Below are 19782 nucleotides of genomic sequence, written 5' to 3' on the forward strand. Positions count from 1 at the left end.
TTCAGAATCACACTTCAAAGGCTATCGCGAAGCAGCCCCGCGCCCGGAGGAGTGGCAGAGTGGTCGAATGCACCGGTCTTGAAAACCGGCGTGCGTGAAAGCGTACCGTGGGTTCGAATCCCACCTCCTCCGCCATTTTTTTCGCTGTTGTTCCTCTTATATCAGTAGCTTGGGTGTAGATGTCTGTACCGACATCTCCGAAACTGCATAACATTCTGCATAACAAGCGCGATTGCATTTGGGGCGTGTTGGCAATGCGGCCCTGCTCCTCCTTCCAAGACACACGCCACCAAATCGTATTGCATCGGTACCGGTTCGATCGGCACGTGCATTCACGGCTGCGACTGAAGGAGCGAACTCACCAATCCGGAGAATACGCGGATGTTCTACGACTTGGCCCTGACGCCGGAGGCGCAAAAGATCGGGGCGGCGAACAACTCCTTCAAGATCCCCTCGAACGTCAATGCAGCGACCCCGGAGGCCGCGCCACATTTGGCGGATATCACGCTGATCGACTACGATTTCGCGCTCTATCGTTCCTTGGAAGAACGGACGCGCCTTCTGGAACGGTGGGGCGCCGATATCGGATCACTCGAGCCGTAAGGTCGCATGATCACAAAGCTAACATCTGACCGAGCATGGGCTGCCTGGCTCGGTCTGCTTGCGCTCTCACCCGTGGCGTTTCCCTGGAACAAATGCGAGCCGATTTGGGAGGGGCCAGCGGCCTCCGTGCTGTCGGAGGCGGTGGCTAGACGTGGATGGCCTTGGCCACTGATCGTGACGGTTGGTACACTGGCAGCGGCGGCTTCACCCGGAAATGGCAGCGATCCGATAGCGCTTTGTGGCTGACGCTCGGGGCGATGATCGTGATGATCGTGGCGCGGTGATCATCCAGGGCATTGCGTGTGCGCGAAAACTGGGACGACGCAAGGAATTGCGGGGCAGGGGCCAAGTGCCGGAACCGGAGGAATAGGGAACGGCAATGACCGGGACGGCAATCGAATTTGTGGACGTTCTGAAGCGCTGCGGCGAGGCCAGGGCGGTGGACCGGATCAACGTCTCCATCAAGAAGGGAGAGCTGGTGACCTTCCTCGGCTGCTCGGGCTGGAGGCACGCCTGCCGTCTGAGCTATTGGGCGGCCAGCAACAGCGGGTCGCCTTAGCCCGCGCCATCGTGCAGCAACCCGATGGTCTCCTATCCGATGAGCCGCTGTCGAATGACGACGCCAAACCCGCGGCAAGGTGAGGGCGAGTCCCGGGACCTGCAATAGAGCTTCGGCCTCACCGCCATCTACGCTACCCACGATCGGGAGGAAGCGTTGGCCGTGTCCGACCGCATCGTCGTGATGAAGATGGGCCAGATCCCCCAAATCGGTGCGCCGACGGAACTCTACGAAGAACTTTCCTCGGGTTCGTGGCCGACTTCATCGGTGATGCCGGCCTGATCGAGGGGCGCATTGAGGATGGCCACTTCATTGCCGCTCACCTCGACCTGCCGGTGGCCGCACCCGACGGCGCAAGCGCCGCCACGATCCGGCCCGAGCGGATCACGCTGGACCCTGGCGGGGTGGCCACGATTAGCTGAGCCAGCTACCTTTGGTCGCGAACGGAATATGTGGTGCAGGACGGAAACCTCGAATTCCATGTCTCCCGCCCGATCCACGAGGGGCGCCACGGTGCGGGCGATAATGTCACGCTCAAAATCGACCCGGCAGACCTCATTCTTGTGAACAGGAACATGCAATGACCGACCCCATCGACGCGCGCGCGGCGCTTGCCTTGGACCTTGCACGGCGCGCGGGGCAATTGGCGCTCGACTATTTTCGTAACCGCGACACGCTGGAGGTCGAGACTAAGAATGGCGAGCTGGACCTCGTTTCCATCGCCGACCGCGCAGTGGAGGACATGATCCGCGCGGAGATTTCCGATTATTTCCCTGATGACGCCATTTTGGGCGAAGAAGGCGGAGCTGAGGCCGGGGAGTCGGGCCTGACCTGGGTCATCGACCCGATCGACGGCACCGTGCCGTTTCTCATGGGTCTGCCCCATTGGTGCGTCGTCATCACCTTGATCGGCGGCGACGAAACACTTCTTGGCGTCATCGACGTACCCATTCCCGGAGAGCAGTTCGTTGCCCGCGCGGGCCGGGGGTTCACCATTAACGGCACAACCTTTCGGATGGATGCAGACCGCCGGATTGATCAATCTCTCGTGGCCATAGGCGCTTCGGATCGGACGAACCCAGATCCGTCGGCCGCCATCATCCTCGGCCTCATGCAGGCGGGCGGTATGTTCTATCGCAACGGATCGGGTGCCAACATGCTGGCCTGCGTCGCCGCCGGACGGCTGGGAGGATACGTCGAGGACGCGATGAATCCCTGGGACAGCCTGGCCGGATTGCTGATGATCCGGGAGGCGGGCGGCGTGACCCATCCCTATCCGGCCAGCGCCAAGCTCGGCCTTTGCATGGGCGCGTCCCCCGCCGTCTGGGACCCGTTGCGGGAGATTGTTGCCGGGGCGGGCATGCTGTCTTGACCAACAGGTGCAGCGAAGGTTGCGGCGTCCCTCCCTGAAATGCGTTGTATTCAGAGGAGGTTTGGAGACACCGAGATCACGCAGCTGGGGTTTGATTGAACCGCGTCGCTGGCTTGCCGGCCCGACAAGCCCTCAATCCTGTGGCCGGGCGGGTCGACGATTTGGCTTTGAACGATCGGGCGGTCTAATTTCGGCCCTTACGGTTTCATTCCCCGATCCAGCGGAAAGATCGGTCGCGGCACGTTTTGGTAAGGCAGCAGGTCATAACGCGTGGTGCAAAGCGCGCCGGTATCGCAGACGATGATCCGTCCGGCGATGGGCGCGAAGGCGGCGCGGAAATGCTGCATGGATTTCAGCGCGACAACGGATTTCGCGACGGGGTCGATGCCGAAGGCTCGGAATTGCTGGAGGTCGAGCATCTGGTGCGCGATGGAGACGATCAGAACGTCGACCCCCGCCACTCGCAGCACGGCCGTGGGCCCGAAACTGCGTTCCTGTCCGCCGAGGATCGGGCCGTCGCCGACGACACGGCCTTCGCCGCGCCACATTACCCTGCCCGTCACCTGCAATGGCCCGCCACCGAATTCCGGCGCGGTCTTGCCGCCGATGGCGAGGGAAACGCTCTCTCCCACGGGTACGTCTTGCAGCGTTTTCGCAGCGTCCGCGTCGATAAGCGGCCCGAAACACCCCTCAGCGACATGCGCCGCCAACAACGCCTCCAATAGCGCGGGCGCGTCGCCATAGGCGCCCGACCCGGGATTGTCGGCATAATCGGCGATGACGAGTGGGCCGCCGCCGGGGTGCCACGTACGCGCGATTTCGGCGGCCTCGGTCGGGGTCAGATAGTGGTTGAGGACCTCGTTGCGGCGATCCCACATGTCATCGGCCAATTCATCGGCCATGGCCGCCAGTGGCGCATCCTCCCCCTCACCCGTAATCAGGACGGTCGGTCCGACCTCCGCGATATCAGCGCAGGGAAACGCCCCGTTGATGCTGATCGCGTAGACACCTTTGCGGGCCTCGAAGGCACGGGCCATGGCCTGGCGGTCGATCATCGGGCCGATATCGGTGCGCCCGCCGTTTGCCTCCTCCAGCATGGGCCGATGGGCGCGGTGCGTGTGCGGATTGATGTCTCCGGCCATCGTGCGATGTAGCAACTCCGCGGTGCGCCGTCCGGTGGCTCGGACATCCACGTGGGGATAGGTGGTGAAGGAGACGAGGATCTGGGCCAGGTCACACATCGCATCCGTGACATTGGCGTGGGGGTCGAGGGTTGCGGCCACGGGCAGGTCGGGGCCAATGATTGCGCGCAGGCGGCGCAGGATCTCGCCCTCTCCATCGTCATGGTCTTCGGTGACCATCGCGCCGTGGAGGATCAAGAAGACCCCGTCCCAGCCGCCTTGCGCGGCGGCATCCAGCAGTGGGGCCAGCAACGTCTCGAAAGCCTCCCGCGTCACACGTCCACCCGGTCCGGCGGCGGCGCTGATCACATGGGTGACGGCCCAGTCATGGTCGCGGGCCACGTCCAGCAGGCCAGCCAATTCGGTGTTCTTGTCCCCCTTCGCGCCAATCGCCGCAGGGCCGTCCAGCAAATAGCGGTCGCGGAAGGCCTGGAGGTCAGTGGGCCGTATGTTGAACGTGTTGGTTTCGTGGGAGATTTCGGCGGAGAGTATCTTGAACCCCAAGTCCTTGTCCTTCCTGGTCAGATCGGGTGATGACAGGCGACGGCGTGGCCTGTCTCGGTCGACAGGGCGGGCGTCTCGATTCGGCACAGGGCGCTGGCATTGGGGCAGCGATCCGCGAAGGCGCACCCGGGGGGCAGATCGAAGGGGCTTGGCACTTCGCCTTCCAGCGGCGCGATCAGGCGGCGCTTTTTCGGGTCGGGCTCGAACGTACTCTCCATGAGGGTTCTTGTATAAGGATGTCGTGCCGGGGCAGCGGTGTCGGGCAGGGCCTCCACCACGCGACCCAGATACATCACGAGGATTTCGTCGCAGAAATACTTCACGAGGCTCAGGTCGTGGGAAATGAATAGATAGGTCAGTCCAAGATCGGTCCGCAGGTCTTCCAGCAGCCCAATGATCTGCGCTTGGACCGATACGTCGAGGGATGCGGTCGGTTCATCCAGCACCAGCAGCGACGGGCGCAGGGCAAGCGTTCGCGCGATGCCCACACGCTGTTTCTGCCCCCCGGAAATCTGGTGTGGATAGCTGGCGGCCAGGCCGGGGTTGAGGCCAACCATCTCCAGCAGCTCCGCCACTTCGTCGGCCATTTTCCTGTTTGGCTTCACATTCTGGACCTCGAACGGCTCCGACACGGCGCGGGTCAGGGTGTAGCGGGGGTCGATGGCGGAGTAGGGGTCCTGAAACACCATCTGCATCCGCGCGCGAAGCTTGCGCATCTGGGCGGGTGACTTGGCGAGCAGGTCATCGCCGTCGAAATTCACCGCGCCGCCCGAGGGTTCGATCAGACGCAGGATCAAGCGGGCGAGGGTGGACTTGCCGCACCCGCTTTCACCGACGACGCCGATCACCCGACCCTCCGGCAGGTCGAAGGATACGCCGTTGACCGCATGCATCGACCGTGCCTTGCGGAAGGGGCCGCCTGCGGACGTGAATTGCTTGGACAAGTCGCGGACCTCAAGCAGGTTGGGCATCGGCAACCTCCGCGAAATGGCAAGCGGCGGCGCTGTCGCCCTCAACGGAGAAATCCGGCGGGTCGGTGGCGCAAATCGCCTCCGCCTTTGGACATCGCGGATGGAATGGGCAACCGCTGGGGTAATTCACGACCGTGGGCACGGTGCCTTCGATGCCGGTCAGCCGTGTGGCTTCGTCCAACCCGCGCGGGATACAGGCGATCAATGCTTGGGTATAGGGGTGCCGCGGGCGATCGAAAATCGCCTCGACCGGACCATGTTCCACGGCGCGACCGGCATACATCACCACGACCTTGTCACAGGTCTGGGCCACGACGCTCATGTCATGGGTGATGAGGACAAGCGCCAGATCACGCTCCTTCACCAGATCATCGAGCAGGCGGATGATCTGGGCCTGAACGGTCACATCCAGCGCCGTGGTCGGCTCATCGGCGATCAGCACGTCGGGGTCGGCGGCCAGCGCCATGGCGATGACGATCCGTTGCTTCATGCCGCCCGACATCTGGTGCGGGTAGCGTTCGCAGATCAGCGCGGGTTCCGGAATGCGCAGGGTGCCGAGGATTTCTTCGGTGCGGTCCCGCGCGGCCTTATCGGACAGCCCCAGATGCAGCTTGGCCACGTCATCCACCTGCGGGCCGATCTTTTGCAGCGGGTCGAGCGAGGTCATCGGGTTTTGGGTAATCAACCCGATCCGACCGCCCCGCAGCTTGCGATAGGCGCGCTCCGGCAGCTTGGTCAGGTCCTGCCCGTCGAATTCGACCGTCCCGCCGGTGATGCGTCCGCCGCTCAGTGGCAGAAGGCCCATAACGCTCATCGCGGTGAGGGATTTACCCGATCCGCTTTCGCCCACGATCCCGATGGTTTCGCCTTTGCCGACAGTAAAGCTGACGCCCGAAAGGGGCTGAACTGCCCCGAAGGCCACACCTAGATCGCGCACGCTGAGCATGCTCATGCCCCCCTTAGCCGGTCGCGGATATCGAGCGCGCGGATCAACTCATCCCCGAAGAGGTTCACGGCGATCACGGTGACGGCGACGGCGACACCGGGGAAGATGATGACCCAGGGGCTAAGGAAAAGCTGTGCCGTGCCCGAGGACATCATCGCGCCCCAGGAGGGCGTGGGCGGCTGCGCGCCGAGGCCGAAGAAGCCGAGCGTCGCCTCCAACACGATGCCGTCGCCTATAGCCAGCATGCCGACCACGATCACCGGCGCGATGGCGTTGGGCATCAGGTGCTTCAGCAGGATATGGGACGGCTTCGCGCCGAGGTTTATCGTGGCTTCGATGAACGTCTCCCGCTTCAGGCGCACGATCTGGGCGCGGGTCAGGCGGGTGAACTGTGCCAGGTAGGCGATGGCGATGGCGAAGGTGGTCGAGGTCAGGCCGGGGCCGATGATGGCCACGAAGATCAGCGCGATCAGGATATCCGGGAAGGACCAGGTGAGATCGACCACTGTCATCACGGCGCGCTCGAAAAATCCGCCGAAATAGCCCGCCGCCGCGCCAAGGGTCATGCCCGCGGCCATGGAGATGGCGATAGCCGTGGCGCTGACCGAGAGCGACGTACGCGCGCCATGAATCACGCGGCTCAGCACGTCGCGTCCGAATTCGTCGGTCCCCAGAAGATGTGGCCAGCCCGGGGCGGCATTGGCGTTCATCAGGTTCTGCGCCGCGTAATCGAAGGGCGCGATCCAAGGCGCGAAGATCGCAACCAGCACCAGCAGGATCAGGAAGCCGCCGGCCACCATCCCCACGCCCGAGGCAAAGGCGCGCCCCACGCTCATCCGCGCGAAAGCATCGAGTGACCGGACGGCCATTTGGGAAACGTTCATGCTTTTCTCTCACGAATTCGGGGGTCCATGGAAGCTTGGGCCACGTCGCCGATTAGCGTTCCAAGCATGACGGCCAATGCCAGCATCAGCAGGCAGGCCTGCACCACCGGGTAATCGCGCTGGCCCAAGGCGCGGATCAGAAGCGAGCCAAGCCCGGGGCGGCCAAAGACAAATTCCACCGTGACGGCCCCGCCTAGGATCCAGCCGATGCGCAGGGCCAGGATCGTGACGACGGGCAGCAACGCATGGGGCATCAGGTGGCGGAACAGGATCGTGCGGGAAGAGAGGCCCTTGGCATGGAGCAGCGTCACGAAATCCTCCCGCTGCGCGTCCAGAAGCGCGACCCGCGTCACCCGAGCGACAAGCGCCACGCCGCCAAAACCGATGGTCAGCACCGGCAGCACCAGCGATTTCCACCCGCCCGCACCAGAGACCGGGAACCAGCCCAGATTGACGGAAAACAGCAATATCAGCAGAAGCGCGAGCCAGAAGCCCGGTACGGTGGAGCCAAGCAGGATGAAGCCGCGCATGAACCGATCCAGTACCGGATGGCGAACGATGGCGGAAATCGTTCCAAGCGCCATGCCGACCGTGGAGGAGAAGAGGAAGGCCAGCCCGCCGAGCGTCAGGCTGTAGGGCAGGTTCTGCGCCACCAGATCGGCAACCGGGCGGCGCAGCACGATGGCCTGCCCGAACTCACCTTGGAACATGTTCCCGATCCAGACGAAGTATTGAACGATCAGGTTCCGGTCGAGGCCGTAGCGGGCAATCAACTCGGCCCGATCCTCCTCGGATGATCCCACCCGCAGCAGGTTGTCGATGGGATCACCCGGCAGCAGGTAGACGATCATGAAGATCACCACCGAGATCGAGAATGACACCGGGATCAGCATCAGCAAACGTTGGAACGTGTATCTGAGGATCATCCCGGTGCCTCCTTTCCTTGGCGCTCAGGGCCCTATTCGACGATCTGGATGTCCATGAACGATTGCCCGCGGAAGCGGGAGCCGCGCACCGGATCGGGCACGCTGATGGCTTCTGCGTTGAACGCGATGTTCTGGGTCGGCTGGTAGATCGGCACGAAGAGGTGCTGGCTCAGGACATACTCGTGATACGCGGTGAAATTCGCAATCCGCTCTGCCGCCGTGGCGCTTTCGGTCATGGCGACATCGTTCAGGCGCTGGCCTTCTTCGTCCTCCCACATCGACACGTTCGGGTAGCCGAGGCGATTGCCGCTGAAGAACCAGTCGAGGATGTCGGAATTGTTCCAATCATAGGCCCGAACGGCGAGTTGGTGGGCGTTGCGGCGATATTCGTCGCGGATCGTGGAGCTGTCGAAGACGGTGATCGTCGCCTCCATTCCGATCTCGGCCAGTTGCGCCTGCACGACCTGCGTGAGGCGCGTGAACTCCGTGCTGTTGGCGGTGAACAGGTCGACCGACAAGCGCTCACCGTCTTTCACACGCACACCGTCGTCGCCCATCGTCCAACCCGCCTCTTCCAGCAGCTCTCCCGCGCGGGCGGGGTCATACATGACATTCAGGGACGGATCGACATCGGCCTCGGGCAGGGAGGAGATCAGGAAGTTTCGCGCGGGTGCGCCGACACCGCCATAGACAGCGGCCACGATGGAATCCTGGTCGATCGCCATTCCGGTGGCCTGCCGCACGAGAATGTCGTCGAAAGGCGGCGCGGTCACGTTGATCGGCATGTAGCTGATCCCGGTGCCGGGCATCTGAATGACCTGGATATTCGCCTCGGCCTCCAAGATCGCCAGGAAATCCGTCGGCACGCCCAGAAGCAGGTCGATGCCGCCGGTGCGCAATTCCAGAAACGCGGTGGATTGATCCGGTATCTCGCGGAAAGTGAAGGTCTCGATATGGCCGGGGCCGGTGTTTTCCGACAGGTCCGAGCCCCAGGTATAATCCTCATTCCGCACAAGGACGGTTTCCAGCCCGATCTCGAAGCTTTGTAATTCGTAGGGGCCGGTCCCGATGGCAGCGGTCACGCCGAAATCGTCACCCAACTCGGCATAGGCCGTGGGGGAGGGGATGCCCATGAACGCGCTGGCGAGGTTGTAGAGCAGGTTCGGCTCCGGCCGGTCCATGTTGAACCGAACGGTCAGATCGTCGATCACGTCGACTGAGCCGATGGCTTCGACCAGGTATTCGTTTTCCGTGCCGGCATAGCTCGCGATCCAGGTCTGGACGGCCTCGGCGTTGAAGGGCGTGTCATCATGGAACGTGACGCCGTCGAGCAGGGTGAAGGTCCAAGCCATGCCGTCAGGCGTTTCCTCCCACGCGGTGGCAAGGTGGGGATGGTAGGATTGGTCGGCGTCCTGTTCCACCAACCGGTCATAGATCAGCGATGTGGCGGTGTTCAGGTTGCTTGCGGCGACGGGGTTGTAGGCGGTCGCGCCAAGCTCGCTTGCGGAAAACGCGATCGTCACGTTCTGCGCCATGGCGTTGGAGGAGAATAGCAAACCGGCTGCTACGATAGCCGATCCTGTAAGAAGCTGGGTCTTGGTCGAATATCGCATGGCAGATTTCCCTGTTATGTTTTTTGGCAGTCTTAGGTGGTGCGGCGGCCCTCCGCGCGCGAAACGGCCGCGTCGCCGACATGGCCGGTGAAGCGTCCGTAGAGTTGGGCAAATGTGTTCATCCGCGCCTCGACCTCAGGGCCGAGTTCCAGAAACACGCCGTTGACCAGCAGATTGGCGAGGCTCGCCATCTGGGCGGTCGATTCCCAGAACAGGTTGACCGCCGTGGGTACGACGAACATCTCGTCAGATACGGCATGACCCCAATCGCAATAGGGGTCGGTGATGAGTGTGACGGGGATGCCAGCGGCCTTGGCGTCTTCGGCCAGCATCTGGGCGTGGCGGGAATAGCGGCGCGCCTCGAAGATCACGAGTGCGGCGTCATCGCCATCCATCGCCAGAAGCTCAGCGAAGTTGCCGCTTCCCGAATCCATCAGGTGCACGTCGTCGCGCAGGTACTGCAACTGATTGACGAAAATCTGTGCCATGCCGCGTTCGGTCTGGAACCCGGCGGCGAAGACTTTCCTGGCCGTGGCCAGCCGCGCAACGGTGCGTTGAAAGTCAGGGCTATGGGCGGCCTCGTAAACGGCCACGAGCGCAGCCATTTCCAGCTCCAGCCCGCGTGACAGCTGATCTTCGCCCGCCTTCGTCCGTTCCCGCAGGTCGCGCAACCGGTCGCCGATCAGCCACGGCTGATCGCCCATGTCATTCTTGAGGTTCTTCTTGAGGTCCTTGAACCCGTCATAGCCGATGGACCGGCAAAAACGGCCCACGGTCGGTTCGCTGACCGCGACCTTGGTTGCGAGGCTGGCCGCCGTCTCGAACGGGAGGCTGGCCATATCCGACAGCATGTAATTCGCAATCGCGCGGTCCGCCTTGGAGGCGGTTTGCAAAGCCTCATTCAGGCGATCGCGCAAGGGTTTGGACATGAAAGTTTCCCGGTCAGTTGGCACGAGTAGGAAAGAAAACTTTCAGAAAGTCAACAGAATTCATTTTTCTTGCAAATCGGCAGGGATAAGCGCCTTGTAGCGGTCCGGCCGACCCACGGGATGGCATCGCGAGAAAGGGACTCGATCGGCATGATCCATGATTTTCTCGTGATCGGAGGGGGGATTTCCGGGGCGTCGGCGGCCTACGAGCTTGCCGCTGCGGCCTCCGTTCTGGTGTTGGAGGCCGAGTCCTCCCCGGGCTATCACAGCACCGGTCGATCGGCCGCGCTTTTCACGCGGAATTACGGCGGCCCGGTCGTGCGGAAGATCAATGCTGCAAGCGCGCCCTTCTTCGCGTCGCCGCCCGATGGTTTTTGCGAGACCCCGCTCCTGACGCCGCGCGGCGCATTGACCGTCGCAGACGCGGAGAGCCTGGATCACCTACCTGCCATTCTGGCCCTCTCAGAACCGGGCGAAGACGTGATCGAGATCACGCCGGAGGCCGCGCTGGACCTGGCACCCTATCTGCGGCCCGACCGGATCGCCGGCGCGGTTTTTGAGGCAAACGTGGCTGATATCGACGTGGCGGGCCTCCACCAGGGCTATCTCAAGGGCATCCGGCAGCGTGGTGGGACCATCGTGACCGCTGCCGCCGCTCTTGGCCTCGTTCACAATGCCGGCGTTTGGGAGGTCCGAACAAGAGAGCAGACTTTCCGCGCCAGGACGATCGTGAACGCCGCGGGGGCTTGGGCCGACGAAATCGGCACCCTGGCCGGAGCGCAAGGGATCGGCCTGGTGCCGATGCGCCGCACGGGCATCATCATCGACGCGCCCGACGGGCTCGACCTTGCCGCCAGCCCGGCCGTCGATTTCGTGGCGTCTGGCGCCTATATCAAACCCGATGCGGGCAAGTTGATGGCATCGCCCGGAGACGCAACGCCGACGATCGCGCAGGACGTGCGCCCGGAGGAGCTCGACATCGCGCAGCTCGCCCATTGGATCGAAACCGAAACGCTGATCCCGGTGCGCCGGATCTCGCATTCCTGGGCCGGGTTGCGAAGTTTCGTGGCCGACGAAGCCCCGGTCGTGGGGTTCGACAGCCGGGTCCCGGATTTCTTTTGGCTCGCGGCCCAGGGCGGTTACGGGATCATGATGGCGCCCGCGCTTGCCCGGCTTGCCGCCGGGATTTTACTGGGGCGGGGGGGCGATGGCGCCGATTTCGACAGCGACGCGATTTCGCCGGGTCGGTTGCGGGCCTAGCGGAATCCTTTCGCCGTCGATTGGAACATCCATTACCCGTCCCACTTCCGTTTCGCTCTTCGCATCACCCCGTTCCGATGTCGCCGTCCGCGCACTCACAAACTCAGGACGCTGCGGGTGAATGCCGTTCTGTATGCGGCGTGCGATAGCCGTCCGTCAGCGCGTTGATGGATTGAACGATTGAATGCCGATCAAGACGGAAGTGCTCGTAGAGGTCGGTGATCGACCCGGTCTGGCCGAAATGTTCTACCCCATGGGGGATCGTCTTGTGGCCCGCAACGGCCCCGAGCCATGACAGGGTCGCCGGGTGCCCGTCGATGACGGTGACGATACTGCAGGAATTTGGCAGGTTGTCCAAAAGCGTCTCCACGTGGCTTCGGGCTTTCGTGTTGCCCCGGGCGCGCGCCCGCTGCGCCGCGGTCCAACCAGCGTTGAGCCGGTCCGCCGATGTCACCGCCAATACGCCCACGTCGCGGCGATGCTCACCGATCATCCCCGCCGCGGCGATCGCCTCAGGTGCGACGGCACCCTGATAGGCAAGAACGACCGAACAATTCGGCCCCGGCGCGCGCAGCCAATACGCGCCGTCGATGGCCCCTTGGCGGAACGCGTCATCGACCCGCTTTCCGGGCTGCTCGATGGGATTTGTCGTCAACCTCAGATAGACGGAGCCGCCCGTCTCATCGCGCAACCAGGTGCGCTCGTCCGGGTCGCCTTCACCGTCGCGCTGCATGTAGTCGAACGCCCATTCCATGATAACGGCCAACTCGTCCACAAAGGCGGGCTCAAACGCCGCGAGGCCGTCTTGGGACATGCCGATCAAGGGTGACCCGATGGATTGATGCGCGCCACCTTCGGGCGCGAGTGTCACACCGGACGGCGTTCCCACGATCATGAAGCGGGCATCCTGATAGCAGGCATAGTTCATTGCGTCCAAGCCGCGCGCGACGAACGGGTCGTAGACGGTGCCGATGGGGATCAGGCGTTTGCCGAACAATGAATGGGACAGGCCCGCCGCTCCCAGCAGGAGAAACAGGTTCATCTCCGCGATACCGAGTTCGATGTGCTGACCATCGGGGGCGAATTCCCATTTCGCGGTCGACGGTATGTTGTGGTCCCTGAATGTGTCGGCCTGTGCGGTGCGGGCAAACAACTTGCGCCGGTTGACCCACGGGCCGAGGTTCGTGGTTCCCGTCACGTCGGGTGAGGTCGTAACGATGCGGCTGGCCAACTCGCTGTCGCCCTTGGATAGCGCGTCCAGGATTTTGCCGAACCCCATCTGGGTCGAGATTTCGCGATCACCCGCGATCTCGATCGCCGGGACGTCCATGACCTTGTCAGACAGCCTTCGTGTCCCCTTGGCGAAGAACGGCACCCGCTCAAGGAACGCCTCGAATCCATCCACATCCTCGACCGTGGCGAGAGCGTCCCATTCCTGACCTTGCTTCACGCCCATATGGGCCTGCCATTCGGCCATCTGCGCCTTGGTCATCAGGCCGCCGTGATTGTCCTTGTGCCCGGCAATCGGGGTGCCCCATCCCTTGATCGTATATGCTAGAAAGCAGACGGGCCGATCGTGGTCGATGGATGCAAAAATGTCCGCCATCGTGTGAACGCAATTCCCGCCGAGGTTTTCCATCAGGTGTGCAAGTTCGCTGTCCGACCGGCGCTCTAGAAGCGATGTGACATCCCCCTGATCCCCCAAATCGTCCATCAGCCGTGAACGCCAAACGGCCCCTCCCATATAGGTCAGTGCGGAATAAAGCTGGTTGGGGCAGCCGTCGATCCATTCGCGCAGCTTGTCGCCGCCGGGCTCGGAAAAGGCGGCGCGCTGCAACTGGCCGTACTTCACGCGGACCACGTCCCAGCCGAACGCTTCGAAAATCTTCTCCACCCGCGCGAAAAGACCTTCGCGCACGATCCCATCGAGGGATTGGCGATTGTAGTCGATGATCCACCACGTGTTGCGCAGATCGTTCTTCCAGCCCTCCTGAAGGCATTCGTAGATGTTGCCCTCGTCCAGTTCCGCATCGCCGATAAGCGAAACCATCCGACCTAGAGGGATGTCGTTGCCCCAGCTTTTGGCCTGCACGTAATCCTGCGTGATGGACGCAAAAGACGTGATCGCAACGCCAAGCCCGACTGATCCGGTAGAGAAGTCCACATCATCCACGTCCTTGGTGCGCGACGGATAGCTCTGCACGCCGCTGAAGCCGCGGAAATTCTCCATCTTCTCGCGCGTCATGTTGCCCATGAGGTACTGCATTGCGTGAAAGACCGGGGATGCGTGGGGCTTGACCGCAACCCGGTCCTCCGGCCGGAGCACCGAGAAGTAGAGCGCCGTCATGATGGAGACCATGGACGCGGACGACGCCTGGTGTCCGCCGACCTTGATCCCGTCTTGTTTCGGCCGGATGTGATTGGCGTTGTGGATCATCCAGTGGGACAGCCACAGAAGGCGTTGTTCCACGGTCTTGAGGTGATCGGGGGAGCGCGTCATGGAAGTCACTTGCTTTGCATCCTAGGCTGCGGATCGGATCGGGTGGCGCGGCAGGGCCTGGGCCAGATCGTCTAGCACGTCGTCGATCCCTTCAAGACCAATCGACAGCCGCACAAGCCCTTCGCTGATCCCGTGCGCCGCACGCTCTTCCGCCGTGTAGGTCGAGTGGGTCATGCTGGCCGGATGCTGCACGAGGGTTTCCGCATCGCCCAAGGACACCGCCCGCGTGATAAGCTTCAGCCGGTTCATGGTCTCGATCCCGGCCTCCAGGCCACCTTTCAACTCGAACGCGATCATGCCGCCAAACTGCGCCATCTGTCGTTTGGCGAGGTGGTGTTGCGCAAAGCTGCCAAGACCGGGGTAGTGGACATCTGCCACCGCCTCGTTTCGCGCCAGCATTTCCGCGACGCTCATCGCGCTGGCGCAATGTCGGTCCATCCGCAATTCGAGGGTCTTCAGACCGCGCAGGATCAACATGGCATTGAACGGGGCCATGACGGCGCCCGTCATGTCCTTCATGCCGACATGCCGGATTTCGCTGACCAGATCTTCTGACCCGACCAGAAGGCCCGCCACGACATCCCCGTGCCCGCCCAAATACTTGGTTGCCGAATGCACGACGATGTCCGCGCCATGTTCGATCGGCTTGGTCAGGTACGGCGTGGCATAGGTGTTATCCACCACGACCAAAGCGCCATTGGCATGGGCGATGTTCGACACCGCGCGAATGTCGACCAGCCGCATGTTCGGATTGGCTGGCGTCTCGAAATAGACCAGCTTGGTTTTCCGGCTAATGGCGGCTTCAAGGTTTTCGGCGCGCGTCAGGTCGATATGGGTCAATTCGATACCGAATTTTGCCAACCCGTGCTGCATGAAGGAAAACGTGCATCCATATAGCGTCTTGTCGAGGATTACCTCATCGCCGGGCGACAGGAGTGTCCACATCGCAGCGGAAATGGCGCCCATCCCCGACGCAAGCGCAAGGCCAGCCTCGGCCCCTTCCAGCGCCGCGATGCGCCGTTCAAGCAGGGCCGTCGTTGGATTGGAAATGCGCGAATAGATGTGTCCCGCCCGCGCACCCTCGAACATCTCGCCGCCCGCTTCCGCAGTCTCGAATGCGAATGTCGATGTCAGGTGCAAGGGCGGTGTCAGCGCGCCCTCGTGGTCCATCGGATCATAGCCGTGGTGAATTGCGACAGTGGAAAAACTTTCGGGGCGGTTCCGCATATCAAACTCCTTGCTCTGTTGCGGCATGGTATGTCGTGACTGCGCATGAAAGATTGCCAAATGTGGCAAGAGAACATATGAAATTGGCATATTCTGCCAAGGGATGCGGAAATGGACGCAAAAGACCGCCAAATCATCCGTGCCCTTCAGCGCAATGGCCGGATGACGAATCAGGATCTTGCCGCAACGGTCAATTTGTCGCCGTCGCCATGTTTGCGCCGCCTCAAGCTGCTTGAACAAAGCGGGGCGATCGTCGGCTACAGCGCGAGCATCGACGCCGCAGCCTACGGTCTTCCGGTCACGGTCTTTGTCAGCATCACTCTGACCGGACATACGGAGGCCGTGGTCAAACAGTTCGAGCAAGAGATCCGGCGCGTCGATCAGGTTCTGGAATGTTTCGTGATGACCGGCACATCGGATTACCTGTTGCGCGTCGTCGTGAAAGATCTGTCGGACTACGAAACCTTCGTCCGCAAGCGGCTGCACCCGATCGGCGGCATCGGCTCTATCGACAGCAGGTTTGTCTACGGTGTGGTAAAGAAAACGAACGTGTTTCCCGTGGTTGAGTGAGGCCGTCCCCCTGATGAGTGCCGAGCCTTCAACCCTGAATGTCTGGCCTATCCTCCCTTCCGGCGGGCAATCACCCGACGGGCGTCGATCAGATGCCGTCACCTCACGTCTCAGTGTTGGCAATCGCCGGCATTCGTGACCTCGTGTCGCTTGCGCTTTCAATGGTCTAGGAAAGCAGGCCACGAGGCATACACGACTGCGGTTTGCGCGATCCAACTCGGCCCTCCCGTTGCAGGATTGCCGATCTTGAGCGCCTGCGCACGTGTTGTGCTTTGAAAACCGACGCGGATCGTATCTGATTGCCTATTGATGCGATTGGCGCCCGGTGACCGGATGATGACACGATGAAAGATACCCGATCCGTTCCGACCCTTCAGGACGTGGCCGATCTTGCCCGGGTCTCCACGGCGACGGTATCGCGGTGCCTGAATTTTCCGGGCCAGGTGTCCGACAAGACGCGGCAAAGGGTCGACCGGGCGGTGGAGGCCTTGGGTTACACGCCGAATTTCGGGGCGCGCGCGATGGCCGCGCAGCGCACCAAGACAATCGGCGCCATCATCCCCACGATGGAGAATTCCGTCTTCGCGCGCGGCATCCAGGCCGTGCAGGAGGAGCTTGACGCCAACGGCTACACGCTTCTGGTCGCCAGCTCGTCCTATCGGCCGGATCTGGAGGAGCGGCAGATCAGATCGCTGGTTGCGCGCGGCGCGGATGCGCTGCTTCTCATCGGGCATGAACGGGACCCCGCGATCTTCAAATATCTGGAAGCCCGCAATATCCCCACGCTGGTGACGTGGGCGTTCGACCCGTCCCACGCGCGGCCCTCGGTCGGGTTCGACAATCGCCGCGCTATGGAAACGCTCACCCAAGAGGTCTTGCGCCTCGGCCACCGGCGGCTGGCCATGATCTCCGTCGATGCGATGTCCAACGACCGGGTCGCGGCGCGCGAACAGGGCGTGCGCGATGCGATGCGCGCGGCCGGGCTGGACGAGACCGATCTGGTCATCGTCGGCTCCCGCTACAGTATCGAGGAGGGGGGGCACGGATTTTCGGCGCTGATGGGGCGGACGCCACGGCCCACCATCGTCCTTTGTGCCAACGACGTCCTCGCCGTGGGGGCAATGCGGAGGGCACGGGAAATGGGCCTATGCGTCCCGCAAGACGTCTCCATCGTCGGGTTCGATGACATCGACCTGGCGCAGGTGACGTATCCGGAGCTGACCACCGTCCATGTCCCGCATCGGGAGATGGGCCGCCAAGCCGCGCGCGCCCTGATCGACCATCTGGAGCATGGACACGCGATCGTCGGGCGAGAATTGGCGGCGGAGCTTCGTCTGCGCGGCTCCCTCGGCCCGCCACCCCAGGGTCAGAGTTGAAGGCTCAGTCCAACTTGAAGCCTTGCGCGCGGATATAGGCGCCGAAATCCGCACGCTCGGGGCGGCTATATTGCCGGGCCTTGTCCTCGGACCAGCCGTAATTCTGACTCTCTCCGTAAGCGCCCACAAACCTTTGCGTGCCGTAGGGCTGCGTGGCGGCCCGATCCGCATCATACGCGCGGATCGCCCCCGTCACATCGCCTTCGTCGAAGCGATCAACGTGGCAGGTGACGCGAAGCGGCAGGCGTTTGGCGACCTGCGGCGCGTCGGCGGGGTAGCCGATGGCAAGTCCCGCGAAGGGGAAGACGTGGGCGGGCAGGTGCAGCAGGTCCGACACGGCCCGCGCCTCATTGCGCACGGCACTGATTGGGCAACATCCGAGGCCCACCGCCTCCGCCGCCGCGACAAACGCGCCCAGTGCGATCGCCGCGTCCGTTGCCGCGTTCACCAGCGCGTCGAGATGATCGTTCGCAAAGGGAAGGCCATGCATCTCGTGGATGTGGCGCTGCCTGCGATTGTTCCCGCAAAACACCGCAAGCGTCGGCGCGTCCGCGACCCAGGCCTGACCGGACACCAATTCCGCCAATTGCCGCCGGATCGCCTCATCCCGCACCAAGATGATGTCGCGCTGTTGCAGATCACTTTTCGTGGGCGCGCAGAGGGCGGTCACGCAGAGCACCTTAAGCAGATCCATCTCTACCGCACGCGCCTGAAACGACCGGCAGGACCCACGGCTCGCCACCGCCCGCAATGCGTCCGTCCGCGCGGTCCAGTCCCCGACATCCGGGGCGTCGGAAAAGCGTGCGTTCAAGAGGTCTTGCAGGCTGGGTTTCTCGGGCTGGGTCATCGCATCCTGTCCACGGAAATTGTAAGCATTGCTTTCGGTTCGCTTTAGAATTTGTCGTCTGAATGAAGTTCCGCTGTCGATTGAACTGTGGCATGTTCCGTGCAGCCAGGGGAAGACTCGAGCGGACATGACCACAGACACCTTGAAAGTGACCATCGAACGGGGGCCGGGCATCGCGCGGCGCGATTTCGAGGTTCCGGCCTATGACAACCAGACGGTCCTGGACGTGGTCAGCTGGGTGCAGCAGAACTCTGATCCGACGCTGAGTTACCGCTTCGCCTGCCGGGTGGGCATGTGCGGATCATGCGCGATGATGGTCAACGGCGTGCCGCGCTGGACGTGCCGAACGCACATCTCCAAGGTACTGGACGGGGACGAGGTGACGATCGCGCCGCTCAGAAACCTGCCCGTTATCAAGGATCTGGCCGTCGACATGGATCCGTTCTTCGACAAATGGGTCGCGGCGGAAGGGGTGCATCACGGCGGCCTGACGCGCGAGGATCCAATCGCACCCGTGGATGCGGAGAGTGGCGCGCGGGTGGAAGCGAATGCCGGGATCGAATGCATCAATTGCTCGGTCTGCTACGCCGCGTGTGACACGGTGGCGGGCAATGCCGATTACCTTGGCCCTGCGGCATTGCAGCGAGCCTGGACGCTGCTCAACGATGCCAAGGACGAGGGGCGCGTGGCCATTCTGGACGCGGTCAGCGGATCGGGCGGGTGCCACAATTGCCATTCCATGGGATCGTGCACGGCCTATTGCCCGAATGATCTGGACCCGATGTCGGCCATCGCGGGGCTGAAACGCGAGACGGCGCGCAATTTCTTTCGGAGGGGGCGCTGATGCTGGGAATGCGGCTCTACATGGCGCAGCGCATCACGGCGCTCTTGATGGGGCCTTTCGTGCTCGGACACATCGCGGTGATGATTTATGCGATCCAGGGCGGGCTGAGCGCGGCGGAGATCTTGGGGCGCACGCAGGGATCGTTCCTGTGGTTCGCGTTTTACGGCCTTTTCGTGGTGGCGGTGTCCATCCACGGCGCCATCGGGTTACGGGTCATCGCCCATGAATGGGCGGGCGTGAAGGGCGCGGCGCTTGAGGCGCTGATGTGGATCATAGGCGCAGGATTGTTCGCGATGGGAGCACGGGCCGTCTGGGCCGTGACCTTCGCATGAAGGCGGTGGCGCGCGCGCATCCGCTGTGGGTGGCCTATATCGTTCACCGGCTCTCGGGCCTGGCGCTGGCGCTGTTCCTGCCCATGCATTTCTGGGTGCTGGCGATGGCGGTGAGCGACCCGGGGCGGCTTGACGGGTTCTTGGCGTTGACCGAGGCCGGGATCGTCAAGGTGGCGGAGTTCGGGCTGGTGTTCCTTTTGGCGGTTCACATGTTCGGCGGGCTGCGATTGCTGGCGTTGGAATGGTTGCCGTGGCGGCCCGCGCAGAAGACGCTGGCGGCGGGCGCGGCGGCGGTTTCGTTCCTGATCGCGGGCGCGTTTTTGGTACAGGCGGTATGA

The 19782-nt window shown here is 62.9% G+C and carries 23 protein-coding genes and 1 tRNA gene; 14 read left to right on the plus strand and 10 right to left on the minus strand.

The window, feature by feature from the left end:
- Positions 1–45 precede the first annotated feature (45 nt).
- From KUW62_RS03705 to KUW62_RS03730, 8 genes are all read left to right on the plus strand, one after another.
- Positions 46–135, plus strand: a tRNA-Ser gene (locus KUW62_RS03705).
- 246 nt (positions 136–381) lie between these two features.
- Entirely contained in the window at positions 382–603 is a 222-nt protein-coding gene (locus KUW62_RS03710; protein ID WP_224814171.1) for a hypothetical protein, read from the plus strand.
- A gap of 155 nt (positions 604–758) precedes the next feature.
- Entirely contained in the window at positions 759–887 is a 129-nt protein-coding gene (locus KUW62_RS19020; protein WP_255598406.1) for a hypothetical protein, read from the plus strand.
- 95 nt (positions 888–982) lie between these two features.
- Positions 983–1162, plus strand: a complete 180-nt coding sequence (locus tag KUW62_RS03715; RefSeq protein ID WP_224817158.1) for a hypothetical protein — start codon at positions 983–985, stop codon at positions 1160–1162.
- On the plus strand, positions 1132–1245 hold the full coding sequence (locus KUW62_RS03720; RefSeq protein ID WP_305038463.1) for an ATP-binding cassette domain-containing protein: 114 nt from the start codon (positions 1132–1134) through the stop codon (positions 1243–1245). The genes KUW62_RS03715 and KUW62_RS03720 overlap by 31 nt, the downstream gene beginning before the upstream one ends.
- A gap of 168 nt (positions 1246–1413) precedes the next feature.
- Positions 1414–1584: a hypothetical protein gene (locus tag KUW62_RS03725; RefSeq protein ID WP_224814172.1), complete on the plus strand. Its 171-nt coding sequence runs from the start codon at positions 1414–1416 to the stop codon at positions 1582–1584.
- Positions 1585–1617: 33 nt separating this feature from the next.
- Positions 1618–1746, plus strand: a complete 129-nt coding sequence (locus tag KUW62_RS19025) for a hypothetical protein (protein ID WP_255598408.1) — start codon at positions 1618–1620, stop codon at positions 1744–1746.
- The gene (locus tag KUW62_RS03730) at positions 1743–2534 is read left to right on the plus strand and encodes an inositol monophosphatase family protein (RefSeq protein WP_224814173.1); all 792 of its coding nucleotides are present in this window, start codon (positions 1743–1745) and stop codon (positions 2532–2534) included. The genes KUW62_RS19025 and KUW62_RS03730 overlap by 4 nt, the downstream gene beginning before the upstream one ends.
- 197 nt (positions 2535–2731) lie before the next feature.
- Here the strand turns inward: KUW62_RS03730 and KUW62_RS03735 are convergent, their stop codons facing one another.
- Genes KUW62_RS03735 through KUW62_RS03765 form a run of 7 tightly spaced genes read right to left on the minus strand, consistent with a single transcriptional unit; the run spans position 2732 to position 10488 of the window.
- Entirely contained in the window at positions 2732–4219 is a 1488-nt protein-coding gene (locus KUW62_RS03735) for a M81 family metallopeptidase (protein WP_224814174.1), read from the minus strand.
- 17 nt (positions 4220–4236) lie between these two features.
- Positions 4237–5190: an ABC transporter ATP-binding protein gene (locus tag KUW62_RS03740; RefSeq protein ID WP_224814175.1), complete on the minus strand. Its 954-nt coding sequence runs from the start codon at positions 5188–5190 to the stop codon at positions 4237–4239.
- Positions 5174–6142 (minus strand): ABC transporter ATP-binding protein, encoded by a 969-nt coding sequence (locus tag KUW62_RS03745; RefSeq protein ID WP_224814176.1) that lies wholly within the window; start codon positions 6140–6142, stop codon positions 5174–5176. The genes KUW62_RS03740 and KUW62_RS03745 overlap by 17 nt, the downstream gene beginning before the upstream one ends.
- A complete protein-coding gene (locus KUW62_RS03750; protein WP_224814177.1) occupies positions 6139–7020 on the minus strand; it encodes an ABC transporter permease in 882 nt (293 codons plus the stop codon). Before KUW62_RS03750 ends, KUW62_RS03745 begins: the two co-directional genes overlap by 4 nt.
- Positions 7017–7946, minus strand: a complete 930-nt coding sequence (locus KUW62_RS03755; RefSeq protein WP_224814178.1) for an ABC transporter permease — start codon at positions 7944–7946, stop codon at positions 7017–7019. The genes KUW62_RS03750 and KUW62_RS03755 overlap by 4 nt, the downstream gene beginning before the upstream one ends.
- Before the next feature lie 32 nt (positions 7947–7978).
- Positions 7979–9559, minus strand: a complete 1581-nt coding sequence (locus tag KUW62_RS03760; RefSeq protein ID WP_224814179.1) for an ABC transporter substrate-binding protein — start codon at positions 9557–9559, stop codon at positions 7979–7981.
- A gap of 32 nt (positions 9560–9591) precedes the next feature.
- A complete protein-coding gene (locus KUW62_RS03765; RefSeq protein ID WP_224814180.1) occupies positions 9592–10488 on the minus strand; it encodes a MurR/RpiR family transcriptional regulator in 897 nt (298 codons plus the stop codon).
- Between the two features lie 150 nt (positions 10489–10638).
- Between KUW62_RS03765 and KUW62_RS03770 the strand changes: the two genes are divergently transcribed.
- The gene (locus tag KUW62_RS03770; RefSeq protein ID WP_224814181.1) at positions 10639–11748 is read left to right on the plus strand and encodes an FAD-binding oxidoreductase; all 1110 of its coding nucleotides are present in this window, start codon (positions 10639–10641) and stop codon (positions 11746–11748) included.
- A gap of 103 nt (positions 11749–11851) precedes the next feature.
- Here KUW62_RS03770 and KUW62_RS03775 read toward each other — a convergent pair whose 3' ends face one another.
- A complete protein-coding gene (locus tag KUW62_RS03775; RefSeq protein ID WP_224814182.1) occupies positions 11852–14248 on the minus strand; it encodes a transketolase in 2397 nt (798 codons plus the stop codon).
- A gap of 21 nt (positions 14249–14269) precedes the next feature.
- On the minus strand, positions 14270–15475 hold the full coding sequence (locus tag KUW62_RS03780; RefSeq protein ID WP_224814183.1) for a methionine gamma-lyase: 1206 nt from the start codon (positions 15473–15475) through the stop codon (positions 14270–14272).
- 111 nt (positions 15476–15586) lie between these two features.
- Here KUW62_RS03780 and KUW62_RS03785 point away from each other — a divergent pair, with 111 nt between their 5' ends.
- Positions 15587–16045: an Lrp/AsnC family transcriptional regulator gene (locus KUW62_RS03785; protein ID WP_224814184.1), complete on the plus strand. Its 459-nt coding sequence runs from the start codon at positions 15587–15589 to the stop codon at positions 16043–16045.
- Positions 16046–16389: 344 nt separating this feature from the next.
- Positions 16390–17421: a LacI family DNA-binding transcriptional regulator gene (locus KUW62_RS03790; protein WP_224814185.1), complete on the plus strand. Its 1032-nt coding sequence runs from the start codon at positions 16390–16392 to the stop codon at positions 17419–17421.
- A 4-nt stretch (positions 17422–17425) separates the two neighbouring features.
- On the opposite strand, the gene KUW62_RS03795 is transcribed toward KUW62_RS03790, so the two are convergent.
- Positions 17426–18268 (minus strand): nitroreductase family protein, encoded by an 843-nt coding sequence (locus tag KUW62_RS03795; RefSeq protein ID WP_224814186.1) that lies wholly within the window; start codon positions 18266–18268, stop codon positions 17426–17428.
- A 127-nt stretch (positions 18269–18395) separates the two neighbouring features.
- Between KUW62_RS03795 and KUW62_RS03800 the strand changes: the two genes are divergently transcribed.
- From KUW62_RS03800 to KUW62_RS03810, 3 genes are read left to right on the plus strand one after another with little or no spacing between them, the layout of a single operon-like run.
- Positions 18396–19112: a succinate dehydrogenase/fumarate reductase iron-sulfur subunit gene (locus tag KUW62_RS03800; protein WP_224814187.1), complete on the plus strand. Its 717-nt coding sequence runs from the start codon at positions 18396–18398 to the stop codon at positions 19110–19112.
- On the plus strand, positions 19112–19444 hold the full coding sequence (locus tag KUW62_RS03805) for a succinate dehydrogenase (protein WP_255598415.1): 333 nt from the start codon (positions 19112–19114) through the stop codon (positions 19442–19444). Before KUW62_RS03800 ends, KUW62_RS03805 begins: the two co-directional genes overlap by 1 nt.
- Positions 19441–19782, plus strand: coding sequence for a succinate dehydrogenase (locus KUW62_RS03810; RefSeq protein WP_224814188.1), 342 nt, complete (start codon positions 19441–19443; stop codon positions 19780–19782). Before KUW62_RS03805 ends, KUW62_RS03810 begins: the two co-directional genes overlap by 4 nt.

The organism is Hasllibacter sp. MH4015 (assembly GCF_020177575.1).
GTDB lineage: Bacteria > Pseudomonadota > Alphaproteobacteria > Rhodobacterales > Rhodobacteraceae > Gymnodinialimonas.

Bases quoted from the DNA above. Each gene is read 5' to 3' on its own strand.
- KUW62_RS03710 (WP_224814171.1), top strand. From the start codon at position 382: ATGTTCTACGACTTGGCCCTGACGCCGGAGGCGCAAAAGATCGGGGCG.
- KUW62_RS19020 (WP_255598406.1), top strand. From the start codon at position 759: ATGGCCTTGGCCACTGATCGTGACGGTTGGTACACTGGCAGCGGCGGC.
- KUW62_RS03715 (WP_224817158.1), top strand. From the start codon at position 983: ATGACCGGGACGGCAATCGAATTTGTGGACGTTCTGAAGCGCTGCGGC.
- KUW62_RS03730 (WP_224814173.1), top strand. From the start codon at position 1,743: ATGACCGACCCCATCGACGCGCGCGCGGCGCTTGCCTTGGACCTTGCA.
- KUW62_RS03740 (WP_224814175.1), bottom strand. From the start codon at position 5,190: ATGCCCAACCTGCTTGAGGTCCGCGACTTGTCCAAGCAATTCACGTCC.
- KUW62_RS03745 (WP_224814176.1), bottom strand. From the start codon at position 6,142: ATGAGCATGCTCAGCGTGCGCGATCTAGGTGTGGCCTTCGGGGCAGTT.
- KUW62_RS03750 (WP_224814177.1), bottom strand. From the start codon at position 7,020: ATGAACGTTTCCCAAATGGCCGTCCGGTCACTCGATGCTTTCGCGCGG.
- KUW62_RS03755 (WP_224814178.1), bottom strand. From the start codon at position 7,946: ATGATCCTCAGATACACGTTCCAACGTTTGCTGATGCTGATCCCGGTG.
- KUW62_RS03760 (WP_224814179.1), bottom strand. From the start codon at position 9,559: ATGCGATATTCGACCAAGACCCAGCTTCTTACAGGATCGGCTATCGTA.
- KUW62_RS03765 (WP_224814180.1), bottom strand. From the start codon at position 10,488: ATGTCCAAACCCTTGCGCGATCGCCTGAATGAGGCTTTGCAAACCGCC.
- KUW62_RS03770 (WP_224814181.1), top strand. From the start codon at position 10,639: ATGATCCATGATTTTCTCGTGATCGGAGGGGGGATTTCCGGGGCGTCG.
- KUW62_RS03775 (WP_224814182.1), bottom strand. From the start codon at position 14,248: ATGACGCGCTCCCCCGATCACCTCAAGACCGTGGAACAACGCCTTCTG.
- KUW62_RS03780 (WP_224814183.1), bottom strand. From the start codon at position 15,475: ATGCGGAACCGCCCCGAAAGTTTTTCCACTGTCGCAATTCACCACGGC.
- KUW62_RS03785 (WP_224814184.1), top strand. From the start codon at position 15,587: ATGGACGCAAAAGACCGCCAAATCATCCGTGCCCTTCAGCGCAATGGC.
- KUW62_RS03790 (WP_224814185.1), top strand. From the start codon at position 16,390: ATGAAAGATACCCGATCCGTTCCGACCCTTCAGGACGTGGCCGATCTT.
- KUW62_RS03795 (WP_224814186.1), bottom strand. From the start codon at position 18,268: ATGACCCAGCCCGAGAAACCCAGCCTGCAAGACCTCTTGAACGCACGC.
- KUW62_RS03800 (WP_224814187.1), top strand. From the start codon at position 18,396: ATGACCACAGACACCTTGAAAGTGACCATCGAACGGGGGCCGGGCATC.
- KUW62_RS03805 (WP_255598415.1), top strand. From the start codon at position 19,112: ATGCTGGGAATGCGGCTCTACATGGCGCAGCGCATCACGGCGCTCTTG.
- KUW62_RS03810 (WP_224814188.1), top strand. From the start codon at position 19,441: ATGAAGGCGGTGGCGCGCGCGCATCCGCTGTGGGTGGCCTATATCGTT.